This is a genomic window from Pseudomonadota bacterium (genome assembly GCA_034189865.1).
Taxonomy (GTDB): Bacteria; Pseudomonadota; Gammaproteobacteria; order UBA5335; family UBA5335; genus JAXHTV01.
In genome coordinates, this window is record JAXHTV010000003.1 from 1 (window position 1) to 17,851 (window position 17,851).

Annotated in this window: 13 protein-coding genes; 7 read left to right on the forward strand and 6 right to left on the reverse strand. The window is 58.5% G+C overall.

Annotation, left to right across the window (positions count from 1 at the left end):
* A partial coding sequence (locus tag SVU69_02025) for a heavy metal translocating P-type ATPase (protein ID MDY6941775.1) occupies positions 1 to 296 on the forward strand: 296 nt, incomplete at its 5' end.
* 16 nt (positions 297 to 312) lie between these two features.
* Here SVU69_02025 and SVU69_02030 read toward each other — a convergent pair.
* From SVU69_02030 to SVU69_02050, 5 genes are all read right to left on the reverse strand, one after another.
* A complete protein-coding gene (locus tag SVU69_02030; protein MDY6941776.1) occupies positions 313 to 3,438 on the reverse strand; it encodes a CusA/CzcA family heavy metal efflux RND transporter in 3,126 nt (1,041 codons plus the stop codon).
* Positions 3,439 to 3,447: 9 nt separating this feature from the next.
* Positions 3,448 to 4,731 (reverse strand): efflux RND transporter periplasmic adaptor subunit, encoded by a 1,284-nt coding sequence (locus SVU69_02035; GenBank protein ID MDY6941777.1) that lies wholly within the window; start codon positions 4,729 to 4,731, stop codon positions 3,448 to 3,450.
* Positions 4,728 to 6,017, reverse strand: coding sequence for a TolC family protein (locus SVU69_02040; GenBank protein MDY6941778.1), 1,290 nt, complete (start codon positions 6,015 to 6,017; stop codon positions 4,728 to 4,730). The genes SVU69_02035 and SVU69_02040 overlap by 4 nt, the downstream gene beginning before the upstream one ends.
* Before the next feature lie 246 nt (positions 6,018 to 6,263).
* Positions 6,264 to 6,686: a hypothetical protein gene (locus tag SVU69_02045; protein MDY6941779.1), complete on the reverse strand. Its 423-nt coding sequence runs from the start codon at positions 6,684 to 6,686 to the stop codon at positions 6,264 to 6,266.
* A 52-nt stretch (positions 6,687 to 6,738) separates the two neighbouring features.
* On the reverse strand, positions 6,739 to 7,140 hold the full coding sequence (locus SVU69_02050) for a MerR family transcriptional regulator (GenBank protein ID MDY6941780.1): 402 nt from the start codon (positions 7,138 to 7,140) through the stop codon (positions 6,739 to 6,741).
* 632 nt (positions 7,141 to 7,772) lie between these two features.
* Here SVU69_02050 and SVU69_02055 point away from each other — a divergent pair.
* From SVU69_02055 to SVU69_02080, 6 genes are all read left to right on the forward strand, one after another.
* A complete protein-coding gene (locus SVU69_02055; protein ID MDY6941781.1) occupies positions 7,773 to 8,552 on the forward strand; it encodes a cation transporter in 780 nt (259 codons plus the stop codon).
* A 48-nt stretch (positions 8,553 to 8,600) separates the two neighbouring features.
* Positions 8,601 to 8,987: a DUF6632 domain-containing protein gene (locus SVU69_02060; GenBank protein MDY6941782.1), complete on the forward strand. Its 387-nt coding sequence runs from the start codon at positions 8,601 to 8,603 to the stop codon at positions 8,985 to 8,987.
* Between the two features lie 265 nt (positions 8,988 to 9,252).
* Entirely contained in the window at positions 9,253 to 10,461 is a 1,209-nt protein-coding gene (locus SVU69_02065; GenBank protein ID MDY6941783.1) for a DUF4157 domain-containing protein, read from the forward strand.
* Positions 10,462 to 10,598: 137 nt separating this feature from the next.
* Entirely contained in the window at positions 10,599 to 11,009 is a 411-nt protein-coding gene (locus tag SVU69_02070; protein MDY6941784.1) for an Hsp20/alpha crystallin family protein, read from the forward strand.
* 29 nt (positions 11,010 to 11,038) lie between these two features.
* The gene (gene lon / locus SVU69_02075; GenBank protein ID MDY6941785.1) at positions 11,039 to 13,423 is read left to right on the forward strand and encodes an endopeptidase La; all 2,385 of its coding nucleotides are present in this window, start codon (positions 11,039 to 11,041) and stop codon (positions 13,421 to 13,423) included.
* Between the two features lie 160 nt (positions 13,424 to 13,583).
* Positions 13,584 to 13,769, forward strand: a complete 186-nt coding sequence (locus SVU69_02080; protein MDY6941786.1) for a hypothetical protein — start codon at positions 13,584 to 13,586, stop codon at positions 13,767 to 13,769.
* Positions 13,770 to 13,803: 34 nt separating this feature from the next.
* Here SVU69_02080 and SVU69_02085 read toward each other — a convergent pair whose 3' ends face one another.
* Positions 13,804 to 17,676 (reverse strand): PAS domain S-box protein, encoded by a 3,873-nt coding sequence (locus SVU69_02085; GenBank protein MDY6941787.1) that lies wholly within the window; start codon positions 17,674 to 17,676, stop codon positions 13,804 to 13,806.
* Positions 17,677 to 17,851 lie beyond the last annotated feature (175 nt).

Here is a 17,851-nt window from a genome sequence, read left to right on the forward strand (position 1 = left end):
GTACCGGCACGGATGTGGCCATGGAAAGCGCCGGGGTCACGCTGGTGAAGGGCGATCTGACCGGGATCGTCCGCGCCCGGCGGCTGTCCCAGGCGACGCTGCGCAACATTCGCCAGAATCTTTTCTTCGCTTTCGTTTATAACAGCCTGGGCGTTCCCATCGCGGCCGGCCTGTTGTACCCGTTTTTCGGCTTGTTGCTCTCGCCCATGCTCGCGGCCGCGGCGATGAGCCTCTCTTCGGTCTCCGTTATCGCGAACGCGTTGCGGCTCAACCGGGTCGAGTTATCGTTCTCATGAGGGTGATGACCTTGGGCTAGTTCGCCACCTCCTGTCGGCTCTCCCGTCCATGGGCGATACGGTAAAGAGCCGGTAACACCAAAAGAGTCAGTAAGGTGGAGGAGAGGATACCGCCAATCACCACCGTGGCCAGTGGCCGCTGCACTTCAGCACCGATGCCAGTATTCACGGCCATCGGGACAAAACCCAGGCTGGCGACCAAGGCGGTCATGAGCACCGGCCGCAGACGCGTCATCGCCCCCTGTCGAATGGCGGCATCGAGCGAAAGCCCCTCGGCCCGCAGTTGCCGTATGAAAGAGAGCATCACCAGGCCATTGAGTATGGCGATTCCCGATAGCGCGATAAAACCGACCCCGGCGGATATCGAAAAGGGCATGTCGCGTAAGGTCAGTGACGCGATACCTCCGGTCAAGGCCAAGGGTATCCCGCTGAAGATAATCAATGCGTCCTTGAGGGAGCCGAATGCCAGGAGCAGCACCCCCAGGATGGCGGCCAGTGTCAGGGGAATCATCAGTGCGAGCCGTTGGCTGGCCGATTCCAACTGTTCGAAGGTGCCACCATAGTCCAGCCAATAACCGGCGGGCAGGTCCACTTGGTCGTTGATGGCTTGTTGCGCTTCGGATACGAAAGATCCCAAATCGCGGCCGCGAACGTTGACCGTGACCACGACCCGCCGTTTGCCGTTCTCTCGGCTGATCTGCGCGGGCCCAATGCCCTCTTGAATCTCGGCGATCTCGGCCAAGGGCACGTAGCCGCCGCCGGGAAGCGGAACCGGAAGGTCAGGCCATGAACGGACCTCGCTGCGGAGTTCTTCCGGCAGTCGGGTGATGATTTCAAAGCGACGGTCGCCCTCAAATACCAAACCGCTGCGTTGGCCGCCCATGGTGATGGCGATCAGATCCTGTACCTCCGCCACACTGAGGCCGTATTGTTGCAAAGCGGCCCGCCGGGGAACGATGGACAGCATAGGCAGGCCCGAGACCTGTTCCACTTGTACGTCGGCCGCGCCCGTTAACTCCGAAACCACGTCCGCTATGGCCTGGGCGGTGACCCGTAGCGTTTCCAAGTCGTCGCCGAAGACTTTGATGCCCAGATCTGCGCGGACGCCTGCCAGCAGTTCGTTGAAGCGCATCTGAATGGGTTGAGTGAATTCATAGTTGTTGCCCGGCAAGCCGGCAACGGCCGCTTCAAGTTCCCGCACCAGTTCCGACTTCCTCAACGTGGGATCGGGCCACTGGTCCCTCGGCTTGAGGATCACAAAATTGTCTGCCACGCTCGGTGGCATGGGGTCGGTCGCAACTTCGGGCGTCCCGATTTTGGCAAATACCTTATCCACCTGTGGAAACTCGGCAATCCGCTGCTCGAGTTGCGTCTGCATCTTTACCGCTTGCTCCAAGCCGGTTCCGGGGATGCGCAATGCATGGAGCGCAATATCGCCCTCATCCAACTGAGGAATGAACTCGGAACCCAAGCGGCCGGCGAGCAAGATACTCGCGACCACCAGAAGCAGCGCGCCTGCCACCATGAGCCAATGAAATCGCAGAGCTGCCCCCAAAGTTGGCGCATACAAGCGCTTGGCCAATTGCATGATGCGGTTTTCTCGCTCGGTGATGCGGCCGCGGAGCCCCAGTGCGACGGCAGCGGGAGCGAAGGTCAACGACAAAATCATCGCTGCTGTCAGGGCCATGACCACGGTGAAGGCCATGGGATGGAACATCTTTCCTTCCACGCCGGTGAAGCTGAAGATCGGAAAATACACCAGCGTGATAATGCCGACGCCGAACAAACTGGGGCGAATGACTTCGTTGGTGGCCGAATAAGTCACCGCCAAGCGCTCCCGCAGTGAAAGTTGGCCGGCTTGCTGCCCTTGCGCTTCGGCCAGCCGGCGAACGGCGTTTTCGACCACAATGACGGTACCGTCCACGATCAGACCGAAGTCCAGGGCGCCGAGGCTCATCAAGTTGGCCGAAACGCCGGCCTCGACCATACCGGTGATGGTCATGAGCATGGCTAGAGGAATTACCGCGGCGGTAATCAAAGCCGCTCGCAAATTGCCGAGTAACAGGAACAGCACCACCACCACCAGTAAGGCACCTTCCAACAGATTTTTCTGGACGGTGGCGATGGTTTGATCGACCAGCTTGGTGCGGTCATAGACCGCATCGACAACCACGCCATCGGGTAGCGATTTTTGTATCTGCTTGAGTTTTTCGGCCACTGCGTGGGCGACCGCGCGTGGATTCTCCCCAACCAGCATCATGGCGGTACCCAGCACGGTTTCCTTGCCATCACGGGTGGCGGCGCCGTTGCGCAGTTGCTTGCCCAAAGACACTTCGGCGACATCGGCAACACGGACCGGAATTCCGTCGATACGGCCGATTTGAATCTGTTCGATCTCGGCGATGGCCGCAACCTGGCCGGGAGAGCGGATCAGCAGCCGCTGCCCGTTCACTTCCACGTAGCCCGCGCCACGATTGAGGTTATTACGTTGTAAGGCAGCCACGACGTCTTGAAATCCCAATCCGTAGGCGAGGAGCTTTTTGGGTTGTGGAGTGACGTGGAACTGTTTCTCATAGCCACCGACCGTGTTCACTTCGGTGACGCCGGGAACCAACACCAGTTGCGGACGGATAATCCAATCCTGAACGGTGCGCAGGGCGGTGGCGTCGTAGGGGGAACCGTCATTTTGGCGGGCGTCGGGCTGTGCACTGACGCTGTACATGAAGATTTCACCCAGACCGGTAGCGATGGGCCCCATGGCTGGTTCCAAACCGGGCGGTAATTGGCTTTTGATCTGGTTCAGGCGTTCGTTGATGAGGTTGCGGGCGAAGTAGATATTCGTGCCGTCTTCGAATACCACCGTGACCTGCGAGAGTCCGTAGCGCGAAAGGGAACGCGTGTAGGCTAACCGCGGTAGGCCCGCCAGCGCGGTCTCGACCGGGTAGGTAATGCGCTGTTCGGCTTCCAGCGGGGAGTAGCCGGGTGCTTCCGTGTTGATTTGCACCTGGACGTTGGTGATGTCCGGTACCGCATCGATGGGCAAACGCTGGTAGTTCCAGACACCGAGCCCGGACACGGCGCCCACCAGAAGTAATACCAGCCAGCGACGCTGGATGACGTGATGGAGTAGCGTATCGATCATGGAAGTGACTCAGTGCTCGTGTGATGCGCCGGACTTTTCAATGTCCGCCTTGATCAGGTAGCTGTTACCCACGACGTATTCCGTGCCGGGCTTCAGGCCGGATAGGACTTCGCTCATGTGCGCATCCCGGCGACCCAGCTCGACCATACGAACCTCATAGGTATCGCCAAACTTGGCAAACACCACGGTGAAATCACGGAAACGTTGCAGCGCGCGGTTGTCGACAATCAGTTCCGCGGGCGCATCGGAGACAACGACCTCCGCTTCCAGCCACTGCCCCGTGGGCCATATTCTCTGAGTGTTGTCCAGCGTCACGCGGGCAATGGTGGCCGGGCCGGGACGGCCGATGGGGGAACGGTAGGTGATGGTTGACTCGGTCACGGCACCGCCCGCCTGAAGGCGTACCTGTTGACCGACACGAATCCGATCCGCCTGCTCTGGAAACACCGCCAAATCGGCCCAAACGGTGGAAAGATCGGTGACCGTCATCAGGGTTTGGTCGCCGGCGATCTCGCCCGGGTTGGCCATACGGTCGGTAACTTCGCCGGCGATAGGCGATTCCAGCGTGTAGTTGCGCAGGCTGGCATCGGCCTCGATGGTCAGCAAGCGCTCGCCGACTTTCACCGAATCTCCGACCTGCTTATGCACCGATCGAACCACTCCGGGAAATCTCGCCCGCACCGGGTGAACCTGAGTGGTGACGGGGACCACACGACCGTAAAGCCGGACCGTCTCCCGTATCGAACCCGATTGTGCCGACGCTGTGGTAATACCGGCTTGCTCGGCGATCCGTTGTGGAATCGTAACCCGACCTTCGTGACTGGCGTAGGCCCAATGGTAATGCTCACCGCCGGCTCGCGCGTGAACCGTGACGTCGAACGAATGCGGTTCTGAGACCTCACCCTCGCCACGCAGGTAATTGCCTTCCGGTAGAAAGGTATAGCGGTCGATCTGGCCGCCGAGCCGCGCGAGTTCGACGGTGAGATCGACCGTTGTGGGATCGATCGGTTTTCCGTCCCGATACGGATAGACCCGAAATTCCGCCGGCACGCCACGCTCGTAGACCGTTATTTCCAGGGTCAGACCGTGACCGATCAGAAGTCTTCCACCGTGGGGGCCCTCGGGATTTTCCGCATGGTCATGGTGATCATGATCCTGGGGAGCGGCGTGGGAGGTCGTCGCCGCCGGGCTTTTGTGGGCATGATCCTCCGCGGCGCGTCCAGTGGACCAAGCGAGGCTGGAAATCACCAGAATCAGCGGGAACAAGCAGCTTCGTTGTGGCTTCACGATCATGATGAAGGCTCCTCACGAGCACTGAAGAGCGTCGGTTCCAGTGGCATACCGGCGAGGCGTTCGAGCTCGATACGGTTAATGTGAGCCGTTTCGGCTGCATCGATCAGAGATCGACGGGCATTCAGCAGCTCTCGTTGGGCCGCGGCGAATTCCTGGTAGCCATAGCGGCCACTTTCGTAGGCACGGCGCGTGTCGTTCAAAGCCGCCGTCAGCTGCGGGATGATTTCACCATGCAACACTTCGACGGCCGTCAGTGCGTGGATTCGCTCTTGATAAATGGAATACAGGCCTGATCGGATCTCGAGGATAGCGGCTTGACGGTCGTGTTCCGTCAACCGATAGCGGGCATCGGCCGCCATAATTTCGCCTTGCGAACGGGAGGCTGAAAACAAGGGCAGGCTGGCACCGAAGACCAAAGCCGTATCTTCGGTACCTTCTAAGCGCCGAAGACCGCCCGAAAACTCCACGCCTCCGCGGGATTGAGCTTCCGCGAGGCGCAGCTCAGCGTTGCGCATTCGTCGTCGTCGGTCGAACCGGGCGATGTCCGGATTGGCCTCGATGGTGGCCATCAGTCGATCCATATCGCCTGGCTCGCCCACCGCCAGCAAATCGCCCGTTGCCCGGTTAAAATTTGGACGGGATTCGCCCCACAAGCTGGCCAAGCGTACCCGGGCCGCACCAAGCTCATGTGCCGCGTGTTCGGCATCGAGCTCGGCTTGGGCCAGGGCCGCGCGGGCTCGCGCCCGCTCGGCCTGGGGCGATTGCCCCGCACGAACCCGTCGCTCCACCGATTCCAGCGTTCGCCGGCTAAGAGCGGTGGCCTCGGTCGCCAATGCCAATCGCTCCTGATCAGCGCGAACATGTACAAATCGGCGGGCAACCGTGGCCAGTAGATCCAGTTGCACCGACTGCTGCTCCGTTTCAAGCAAATCTTGTCGGCTACCCGCGACAGACACCCGTGCGGTTTGCTGGCCACCCAATTCCACCACGTGTGAAAGCGCTAGGGTCAACTCGGCCTGCTCGGTACCTTCCAGCGTGCCGGTACCAGCCACGTTTTCAATACCCACCCGGAGTTTGAGTGGTGGCCGAAGCCCTGCGGTTTTGTGTTCCGCAAGCAGTTCCTCTCGGCGAACACGGAACGTTTTCAACGCCGGGTTGTTCTCCAGGGTGGCGTGCATTGCCGCAGCAAGCGTCAACGGTGCGCCCGCGTGACGGTCGTCGGCCGCCGCCAGAATCGACCACCCGAGGGCGGACAAGGCGGCGACTATCAATAGTATTCGGGTCATGAACCCCTCCATTCCTGAATCGTGCTGACGCGCGCGCGGGGCGCCGTATTCTCAATACGGTCGGTTCGATTGAAAAGCGCGAAGATCTCAGATTGACCCGCGTCGCCGTAGGACCGCTCAAGGCCGTTTCCGTCGTCATTGATTTCGTTTCTACGGGCGATGACGATGCCACACGTTCCGTACGCGAACTCGAAGAGCGACGGAACTCAAACGGTCAGAGTGATCGGAGGCTCAATCCGACGATGATCAGAAGGCAGGGGGGGCCCGGAGGGGAGGGCGTTGTGTCCAAGCGGAACGAAAGGGAGGCGGCCGCGCGTCTACCACTCGGACGACACGGCGAATCGTCAATAGGAACAGGACGAATATCAGCACCGGGAGCAGGGCATGATACTTCTCACTGGCTTTGGACATCACCGGGATGGGAAGATCGACGTCCGGATCGGAATGGCCTTTTTGGTCATGGTGGTGATCGGCGTGGCCTCCAAGCATGTCCATATGTGCCGGCACGGACATGCCAGGCTCCGGCGCACTGCATACATGCACGTGCACGCCGACCACACGTGTCATCACCAACGCGATGATCGCGACCCATAACCCTGTTTGGCGAAACCGATGCATCGTCTGATGATAGTACCCGTGTTCCAAACCCGTCCAGGTTTTTACGCCCATTGCACCCGTCAATGGGCACGGACCGGGCAGCAGGTCATCGCGCAATGGTTGATTAGGTCAACCGCTCAAGCCACTCCAGCATTTGTTCCGGGTTGTCGAATATCGGTTGGGATTTTTCCCCCGCAGCCATGATCTGATCCAGCTTGTCCTGTTGGGCGACAAGGCAGGCCTGTGCGTGGCGCGCGCGCCGTTTTTTGTTGTCTAGTTCTCGGTACATCCAAGCCCACGATACCGGTCCGCTGGCCAGCGTCGCCAAGACAGAGCGGATTTCGTCCAGGTTGTATCCCACAGATTGGGCATAACGAATCAAACGGATTCGGGTGACGTCCGCCGGACTGAACAGCCGATATTGGTTATCTGGATGGCGCTGGGGGTTAAGTAATCCGATGCGTGCGTAGTAGCGCACAACATGTGGGGGGACCCCGGCGCGTTTGGCAATTTCGTTAACGACCATACGCTTGCTCCTTTGTTTATACCGAAAGTCAACAAAGAAGCGAAACTCACAAACGGATACGCGCACTCTCGAGGTAGACGGGTGGTCCTGATGGTGTGCGCGAATCGAGATGGTCTCGCGGAATTCGCGCGATCCCGTCGGGGTTGATCGCGAATGCTGCAAGTAACAGGATTGTTTTGTCCAGGGGCATCGGCGGGGATAAGTCCCTTTTATCCGGTGCCTGTGCGATGCTGGCGGTGTCACAGCTCATGGATCGATCGACCAGGGCGACGATACAGTTATCCGTCGGTGGGCTTGGCTGCGTCTCAGCTAGGCTATGGTCGGAATGACCGATTGTTTGGCAGTGGGGGGCGCGTTGTGTTTGATCGACATGGGCGCAGGCGACCGTCAGCGGACCGTAGAACAACACGCACAGGAGTATCCATGAACAGAGCCATTGGTGCGAGACGATGCAGAGTCTGATCGCGTGCATGCAAGAATTCTAGTTCAAGACGAACGCTGTGGGAAACACAGACGACAGAATCCCAAAACTTGCGACAGGCCTAGAAATGAGTTCGTCTGAGCAGCCTACTTCTGAGGACACCGATGCATCGAAATCCGCCCAATATGTGAGCAGGTTCTCGGTGCCGAAGATGGACTGTCCATCGGAAGAGCGCATGATCCGTCTGGCGCTTGAGACGATCGCGGGATGGCATGGAATCCACTGCGACCTGGATAAACGGACGGTGGATGTTTTCCATGACGGACCCATCGCCCCCATCACTGAGCGGCTCGCCGGATTAGGCCTTGGCGCCGTGCTCACAGAAACTCGTGAAACCCAAACCGATGATTTAACCCGCCTACGTGCTACCACAAAGGATGACGCGGCTGAAGCCCGGACGCTGCGGATACTGCTGGTTATTAACGGGGCGATGTTCGGGCTTGAGCTGATCGCAGGCTTGCTCGCCCAATCTGCCGGATTGATCGCGGACTCGCTGGATATGTTCGCCGATGCGGCGGTATACGGTGTTGCCCTGGGTGCCGTTGGACGAGGCGGAGCGGCCAAGGTGAGAGCGGCGCGGGTGGCCGGGATTTTGCAGTTAACGATGGCTATCGGACTGCTCTTCGAGGTGGGTCGACGGGTTCTATTCGGGAGTGACCCTTTATCGGCGCTGATGATCTTGATCGGCTTGCTGGCCTTGTCGGCCAATGTGCTTTGTTTGATGCTGATTCATCGTTACCGCGACGGTGGTGTGCACATGAAAGCGAGCTGGATATTCTCGGCCAACGATGTTCTTGCCAATATCGGTGTGATCGTTGCCGGCCTGCTGGTTTGCTACAGCGGGTCGCGCTATCCTGATTTGATCATCGGGACGCTCATCGGGTTGGTCGTCTTGCTCGGCGCCTTTCGTATTATGCGATTGAAGAGCTAATGCGCACCGCCGGTGGTAGCCAGCGAACGGAAGAAGAGGTGGTAGAGCATGGAAGATCAGCAAAAATATCGCTTGCTACGGGTGGTGATGGTTATCGTGGGTTTGGCTTTACTGGTCGCTACGCCCATCGGCTTGGAATTGTGGCCGGCTGGCTTTCGATGGATGACGCCCGCACCGCATCCCGCCTACGAGCATATGATTTGGGCCATGTTTGCCGCCAATGGGATTGCGCTGTTGATGGCGGTGCGTGATCCGCGCCGGGATCGGATCATTATTGACTTCACGATTATTTCAATGACCTTGCATGGTTTGGTGATGGCCTATGATGCAATCGCCGTGGGTGAACCCATGCACCTATTGGGCGACGTCCCGGCGCTGCTGGCATTGGCTGCTTTATTCTTTTGGCTGCGGCCCAAACGCGTTGAGGCCGTATGACAGACATAGCGATTGGTGGTTGAAGCGGGTAGGCTTATCACACGGGAACCTGAATCCATCGGCGGAAGGTCAGTGGTCAGGCGTCATCGACCCGATGACGGTGGCTGGGTGAGGCCGTGGCTGGCGACGCGATGGCAGAATCTCCACGGAGATGACAGCGGTGCATGCGAAAACTAAAGCGGCCAACGTGACGTGCCCGATTAATTCGCCCGTACGGCGCAACGCTGTGATTCCCACGTCGCAGCATGCCGGGCAACGTCGCGCTGTGAGACAGATTCTCGGCCACGCGGAAATCCAGCCTAAGTTGGTCGTCGGTGCGCCGGACGACAAGTACGAACGGGAGGCCGATCGCATGGCCGATGCGGTGATGCGAATGCCAGCACCCGCACCACACTCACAAAACGCCGCGCCGTGCCCATCCTGTGAAGCGCAGCATCAAGAGCTTGAACAGGTTCAAACAGCACTATCTCAGAGCGGACCGAACAGCCGGGATGTGCAGGGATCTTTTGCCGCCGACGCGGGCATCGAGACCACCATTCGATCCATCCGCGGCGGCGGACAGCCATTGCCGTCGGAATTGCGGCGTTTTTACGAGCCTCGTTTCGGCTACCGTTTCGACCATGTGCGATTGCACACCGGTGATCAGGCCGCCCGGACTTCCCAGGCCATCCATGCCCGCGCCTTTACTTTGGGCCCGGATATCGTGTTCGGGCCCGGACAATTCGCGCCGCAAACCGCTTCCGGTCGTCACTTGCTGGCTCATGAGCTGACCCACGTCATCCAGCAGGGGCCTATTGGACGAGATATTCAACGCCAGGACGAGCCGAACCTATCCCAATCTCTACCGTCGCCGGACTTCGATCTGAGTTGGCAGCCCCCACCTGTCACCTTCGGCGGCCTGGATCTTAGCCTCGATCTCAGTCTGGGGACGCTAGACCCCACCGGAGAGCTGGCCATCTATAACTGGTTGTTGATGGATCCGGATCTGTTCGAACTGATGTTGACGGGCAACATCCCAAGTGCCCGCTACAATTTGTTCAGCCTCACGCCCTGGGCCGACACGCTGCTGGATCCCACGCCCTGGTGGCTGCTCATGCCGCCACCCAGTGCAGAGGAAGAATCGGCGCCCAGTGTGCCGGGCGGTGCCACCTTGTTCTCCGCCGGCCCGGCCCGTTTCCGGGTGTTGTTTGAGCAGCCCAGCATTCCGGAACCGGAAAGTTTACAGCGCATCAATGCCATCCTGAATCCGCCGAGCGGTCTGGATACCGGCGGCATGATCAAAGGATTGATTACGGCGTTTCTGACCACCACGCCGCCCGGTAAACAGATACTCCGGGGCATCACCGGCGCACTGGGTTCGAGCGAAGAATCCTCCGGCGGCGCCAGCTTCCACATCGATCTGAATTTACTGCCAACGCCGATATTGCAGGGTGAGCCACCCGCATTTCAATTGATGTTCGAGATCCGGCATTGATTAATGATTTCCAGACTTGGAATCGTCGCCGAGTGCATTGATAAGGGGCACCGTCGGCCCCACTATTGAGTTCATCAACGATCGGCCATCTGAAACAGATCGGCGATCTCATCTCACCATCGCTTCGGGGATTGTTCATGTCGACACGCGACCTGGAAGAGCTCATGTGGGCTCGCGCCCTGGAAATGATCGGCCGTGCCGAGCGTTTGCAGCGGCAGTTCTTTCAACCCGGACGCGCGGGCGCCGTAAGGGCGGTTTGGGAACCCCCCGTAGACGTCTACGAGTCCCATGACACGATACGGATACTGGTCGCGTTGCCGGGGGTTGCGCCGTCGGAGGTGGTGGTCACCGTCGAAGACGGGGCCGTGACGATTTCGGGCGAACGCCGCTTGCCATCCGGCGTGCGCTCCGCCGGAACCGCCATCCACCGATTGGAGATCCCGCACGGTCGGTTCGAGCGCCGGTTGCCGCTTCCGACCAGACCACTCGAAGTCGTGGGGAGTGAGTTAGCCAACGGCTGCCTGGAAATTCTATTACGCAAGATATAAACGTCATGAAAGAACACGACATCAAGGACATGGTACCGAGCCCGTCGCAAGCGGCGGATGAGGTTGAAAGCGTCCGTCTGCCGGAAGATGTGCTGATCATCATCCCCGTCCGGAACCTCGTTCTTTTTCCGGGCATTGTGATGCCCATCGCCGTGGGTCGGGAGCAATCCATCGCAGCGGCACAAGAAGCGGCCCGCACCGAGCGACCGGTTGGTTTGCTGTTACAACGAGATGCCGAAGTCGATCAGCCGGAACCGACAGACCTCTATACCGTCGGCACTGCCGCAAGCATTCTGCGTTACGTGACCGATCCCGACGGTGGACATCATCTCGTCTGCCATGGCGATAAGCGTTTTCGAGTGGTGGATTTTATCCCCGGCCAACCATTCCTGCTGGCGCGCGTGGAACGTCTTCCGGATGATGAACAAGTCACTCATCAGGCAGAAGCCTTGGCCCATCACTTACGCGATCAAGCCGTTGAAGCAGTCAGCCTGTTGCCTCAGGCGCCGCCGGAGATGGCAAAAGCCCTGCGCTCAATTACTTCCGCCACGGCACTGGGTGACATCGTGGCCGGCTATCTGGACGTCACCCCGCAGGAGAAGCAGGAGATTCTGCAAACCCTGGATACCGAAACGCGCTTGCAGCGGATTCGCCAGCTGCTCGATCACCGAGTCGAGGTGCTGCGTCTGCAGCGTCAAATCACCGAGCAAACCAAAGAAAGCCTGGATGAACGTCAGCGGGAAGCGGTGCTTCGAGAGCAACTGCGAACCATCCAACGAGAGCTCGGTGAGGATGGCGATCGAGCGGCGGAGGTCCAGGAGATCGCGCAGGCCATTACCGATGCCGGGATGCCCGAAGAGGTCGAGGCTCAAGCACGCAAGGAGTTGAAGCGGCTCGAGCGTATGCCGGAGGGTGCCGGTGAATACGGCATGCTCCGTACATATCTCGATTGGCTCATCGAGCTGCCCTGGTCCAAGACGACCGCCGAGGCGATCGAGATCGACGCCGCCCGGCGGGTGCTCGATGAGGACCACTATGGCCTGGATAAGATCAAGCGCCGCATCCTGGAGCATCTGGCGGTTCGCAAGCTGAATCCAGAGGGTAAAAGTCCCATTTTGTGCTTTGTGGGGCCGCCCGGCGTGGGCAAGACGTCTTTGGGGCAAAGTATCGCCCGAGCCATGGGCAGACAGTTCGAGCGGGTCAGTCTCGGTGGCGTTCACGACGAGGCCGAGGTGCGCGGTCACCGGCGGACCTATATCGGGGCTTTGCCCGGCAACATGATCCAGGCCATCCGTAAAGCGGGCACGCGCAACCCGTTGATTATGCTTGATGAAATGGACAAGCTGGGCGCCGGCGTTCAGGGCGATCCTTCTGCCGCGCTGTTAGAGGTGTTGGACCCGGAACAAAACGCGACCTTCCGCGACAACTATCTGGCCGTGCCGTTCGATTTGTCGAAAGTCATGTTCATCGGTACCGCCAACGTTCTGGACAACATCCCAGGACCGCTGCGCGACCGAATGGAAGTGATCGAGCTCCCGGGTTACACGGAAGCGGAGAAGGTGGAAATTGCCCGCCGCTATCTGGTCCCTCGGCAATTGAAAGGGACCGGTTTGACCGAGTCCCAGTGTGGCATATCGGATAGTGCTTTGCATCGCTTGGTTCAAGGCTATACGCGGGAGGCCGGCTGCCGAAACCTGGAACGCGAAATCGGGGCTATCTGCCGGAGCGTGGCCATGCGAATCGCCGAAGGCACAGTGGAGTCGGTTGGGGTGAATGCTGAAGACCTGCCGGATATCCTGGGGCCCGAGCGTTTCGAGAGCGAAGTGGCGATGCGAACCAGCGTGCCCGGCGTGGCCACCGGTTTGGCCTGGACGCCGGTGGGTGGCGATGTGCTGTTCATCGAAGCAAGCCGCGCCCCCGGAAAAGGGCGGCTTATCCTGACCGGCCAATTGGGCGAGGTGATGAAGGAGAGTGCGCAAGCGGCCTTGAGTCTGATCAAGTCCCGCGCGATGGATTTGGGTTTGGAACCGGCGATGTTCGATAATAGCGATATTCACGTCCATGTTCCCGCAGGCGCCATACCCAAAGACGGGCCCAGTGCGGGCGTCGCTATGTTCACCGCACTGTTGTCTCTGTTGACCGAGCGAACGGTTCGTCACGACGTCGCCATGACCGGTGAGATCACCCTTCGGGGTTTGGTTCTGCCCGTGGGCGGTATCAAAGAAAAAGTATTGGCGGCCCACCGTGCGGGAATCAAGAAAGTACTGCTGCCGGCGCGCAATCGCAAAGACTACGAAGATATTCCCCAAAACGCCCGAGAACAGCTTGAATTTGTGTGGCTGGAGACGGTCGATCAGGTCATAAGCGAGGCGTTGGGTGAAGAAATTCGAGTTGCCCATGCCGATGCCGTCTAAGCGATGAACAACCGATGTGCTTAAGAGCCGAAGTGTACGGGAGAGAGGGTGAATTGAAACATCAGAAATGGAATCGGACACGTGGAGCGGTGCCGACTTGGGGATACCCATAAACTAACAACTCGCGCCAGTGGGAAGGGAGTCCGTCAATGAGCAGGTGGTGCCGATCCGAGGGTTTGGTGAGCACGCAATTGAATTGGCGGGAGTCGGCGCCGTGTTGGAACCGGGCGATGAGTTAGGTTTGGTCGTTCAGAGTGCCAACCGCTTTTTTCTCAAAAGCGATATCCACGGGGCGGCCTATCCGGTTTCCGTTGCCGGTCAGGTCCGTTTACCTACCGTACGTTGAGTCGCCGAGGGGTCGTGACGCCGAGATTCCTCAACTACCCTTCTTTCTTGCGTTTGGCGCCGAACTGCTCCAACACGCTGGTGAGGAGTTGCTCTGCGGAAGTGGGTCGGGCGAAGAAGAAACCTTGAATGCTGTCGCAACCCCAATCCGAGAGCATCTTGAACTGATAGGCATTTTCCACGCCTTCGGCGACCACGTGAATGTTGAGGCTGCGTCCCAAGCCGATAATCGCCGAGGTAATCGCGGCGTCGTTGGGATCGATGGTAATATCACGCACGAACTCGCGGTCGATTTTCAGCTTGTCGATGGGGAATCGTTTGAGATAACCCAAAGACGAATAGCCGGTGCCGAAATCGTCTACGGCGATGGCGATGCCGGCATCCTTCAGTTCACGCAGTGTACGCAGCGTGCTGTCCAGGTCTTGGAGCAGGACATGTTCGGTCAGCTCCAGTTCCAGGGCGGTGCCTTCCAGGGTCGATTGCCGTAATGCTCGGAGAACAATGTTTCGCAGATCGCCATGCTGGAACTGCAAGGCGGACAGGTTTACGGCGACCGGCACATGAGGCAATCCGGTTTGTCGCCAGGCATTGTTTTGACGGCAGGCTTCCTCAATCACCCATTGTCCCAACGGCACGATGAGACCCGATTCTTCAGCAACCGGAATGAACTGCTCCGGATGGATGATGCCGAGTTCCGGCGTCACCCAGCGCAGCAGCGCTTCCACGCCCAATATCCGTCCGGATAGCGCATCGATCTGCGGCTGATAATGCAAGGTGAATTCGCCGTTATCCAGCGCCTTTCGTAAGCGGTTTTCCATGGCCAGACGTTCTTTGGCGCGTTCCGCCATGTCCCGACTGAAGAATCGAATATTGGCTCTGCCCCGTTCCTTGGCCGCATACATCGCAGTGTCGGCGTTTTTGATCAATGTTGGACCATCCCGGCCGTCACGCGGATACAAGGCCACGCCAATGCTGGGTGTGATGTTGAGCTGTAAGCCGCGAACTTCGTAAGGCTGCCCGATCACCTCCAGCAGATGTTCGGCAATGGAGACCACCCGGTCTAAATTGCGGATATCCGGAAGCAGGATGATGAACTCATCGCCGCCTTGCCGGGCAACCGTATCGGACTGCCGAAGGCAGGATTTCAGCCGTTGTCCCACCGACATGAGCAAACGGTCGCCCACGTCGTGTCCCAGGGAATCGTTAATGGTTTTGAATCGATCCAGATCAAGGAACAAGATGGCTAAGTGAGAACCGGAGCGACGCGCACTTAACAGCGCCTTTTCCAATAAACCATCCAGCATGGTTCGGTTCGGCAATCCGGTGAGTGGATCGTGATTGGCGAGGTAGTTGATCCGGTCCGCGTCACGTTTACGGTCCGTGATATCCGAGAACATGGCGATGTAATGGGTCGGCCCCCCCCGTTTGTTCGTCACAGCGCTGACCGTTAACCAAATGGGGAACGCATCGCCACTTTTGCGTCGGCACCAACCTTCGCCTTGCCAGTGTCCCTGCTCGGCACTGGTGCGAGCTTCCCGGTAAAGCGCTTGTGATTGGGGTGGGTACAGGATTTCCGAAGGTTGTCCGACTAGGTCTGCCGCGGAATAGCCAGTCATTTTCGACAAGGCCGGATTGATAGAGATGATCCGGCGATCTTTGTCTGTGACGCAAATTGCTTCCGCCGAGGAGGCAAGTACTTCCGCTGACAGTCGAAGTTCTCGTTCCGCACTGACCAGATCCGTAATGTCTCTTAGCACATTGGTGTAAATTCGTTGGCCATCCAGCTCCGTGCGCGTCATTGAGACTTCCAGCGGAAACTCACTCCCGTCGGCCCGTCGCCCGTAAACACGAACCGGCTTAGCGCGCACCAGACTCCCATTTTCGGAATCAGGTAGCGTTTTAACCCATGTCCGGTATCCGGCGTGGAGCTTGTTCGGGATTAAATCCCAGATTGGCCGACCGGCGATCTCGTCGGCTTTGAAATGGAACATGTCTTCGGCGGCCGAGTTAAACAGGATGATCTTGTTGTTCTCATCAAGCGCGACAATGGCATCCATGGTGGAGTTGAGAATCGTCGAGCGCATCGCTTCACTGGCTTTGAGCGCGTTCTCAGCATTTTTTCGCTCCGTGATATCCGTGTGGGTGCCGATGATCCGCTTCGGCAGACCCTCGTCCGTCCAATCAACGATTTTTCCCCGATCGAGTATCCAGATGTAATTCCCGTCTCGCGCCCGCAGACGATACTCCACCGCGTAGGTCGGCGTTTTTCGTTCTCGCAGATAAGCGATAATGGTATTGTAGGCGTGTGATCGGTCCTCCGGGTGGAGCCGAGAGTCCCACTCCGAGAGATCGTTGACCAACTCATCCGGCGCATAACCGAGCATATCTTTCCATCGGTTGGAATAAAAAACCGAGTTGGTCTGAACATCCCAGTCCCACACGCCCTCGTCGGCACCCTCTAACGCGAATTGCCAACGGGCTTCGCTTTCGATCAGTGCCTGTTCGGCCAACTTGCGTTCCGTAATATCCTGACAAATACCGTAGACGCGTTGGGTCCGATGGTCGGCACCCCGTTCCGCATAGGTCACCGAATGAACCCAACGCTCGGTCTCGTCGGGCAGGATGATGCGGTAATCGAACTCTACTTGGTCCAGACCCTTAACCATTTCTTGCAAGTACTGGAGATGTTGCACTTTGTCATCGGGGTGCACGCGCTCTAGGAGTTGCTGGTGCGATACTCCCGGGTGGTCAGCCGGATAGCCGAAAATTCGTTTGGCTTCATCGGTGGCGTCGATGTGTTGTCCTTCTGTATCCATCCACCAGTAGCCTAGATGGGCGAGTTTCTGCGCTTCGGCCAGTTGTGATTCTCGTTCCCTGAGCGCTTGCTCTGCGCGCTGTCGCGCCTGGTTTTGGAACAGCACGTCAAGTGCAAACGAAACGTCTTCGCTAAGAGATGACAACAGCGACACCGTATCGGAATCCAAACCGCTGGCATCTTCCGCATAGACGGCGAGCACACCGATGGTCCTAGATCCAACCTGAAGGGGGAAGGCACCGGTGCTGCCGAAGCGCAAATTGCCGTGACGGTTCGCCCAAGTTGCAGCGACACGGTCCAGCTCCTCCGGGGATGGGTTCTGAATCGTATGCAATACGCCTGTGCGAGCGACGATGGCGGGGGATGAGAGGTCAGCGGAGGCCGATGTATCCAGGTCCACTGCGAGATCGGCCAAAAAAGTTTGGTACATGCCACAAGCCGTGGGCTTAATGGTGTTCGAATCCGGGTCGATAACGCCGATCCACGTCAACGGAAAATCCCCGAACTCACTGAGTATTCGGCAAATCTCCATGAACAAAGCGTCTTGATTTTGTGCCCGGACGATCGCTCGACGGGCATGACTTAACGTATCGTATAGGCGGGTTGTCCGGGCCAGACTGTCTTCCGTTCGCCGTCGGTCAGTGATTTCACGACCGATCACGCAAACGCGGGCGGTGGACCCATCTCCCTCGGGTATCGGGGAAAGTGCCAACTCGAAAATCGTCGATGAAGCGTCTGTTCCTGTATCGGTGACCTCAATTACGCTGGCCGACTGGCTATCGATGACATTTTGCAGTGCGCGGTTGATGGTTTCCCTGCAAGCTGCTGACCACAGCTCAGCGAACTTTCGGCGAGGAAGGCGGCCGCTAGCCAATTTCAGCGTTGATCTCGCGGCTTCGTTAGCGTAAGCAAGACGACCTGAATCCGTCAGGAGAAAGATACTATCGGTAGTCGAGGCAAGAATAGCCTCTAGAAAAGACCGGTGAATGATTTCATCCTCCAGATCGCTCCACACTAAATTGGTCGCTCGGACCAATCGTGATTCATTATTATTTTGCCCGCTGTTCGACATTCCTCCAAGCGTGAAGAACATCGCGACACGGTTTGATGGAGCCGTTTCTAAGCTTTATGCAACAGACAGTTACCCACTATAACACAGCTCACGCAGGAGGAAAGAGATCGGTTCACATGACGCGCTGATGGGTTGTGGCCAATACCCGGGCTTCTGACCAAGGACGATTGTGCAATGAGAGGTACCCAGCCAGTTG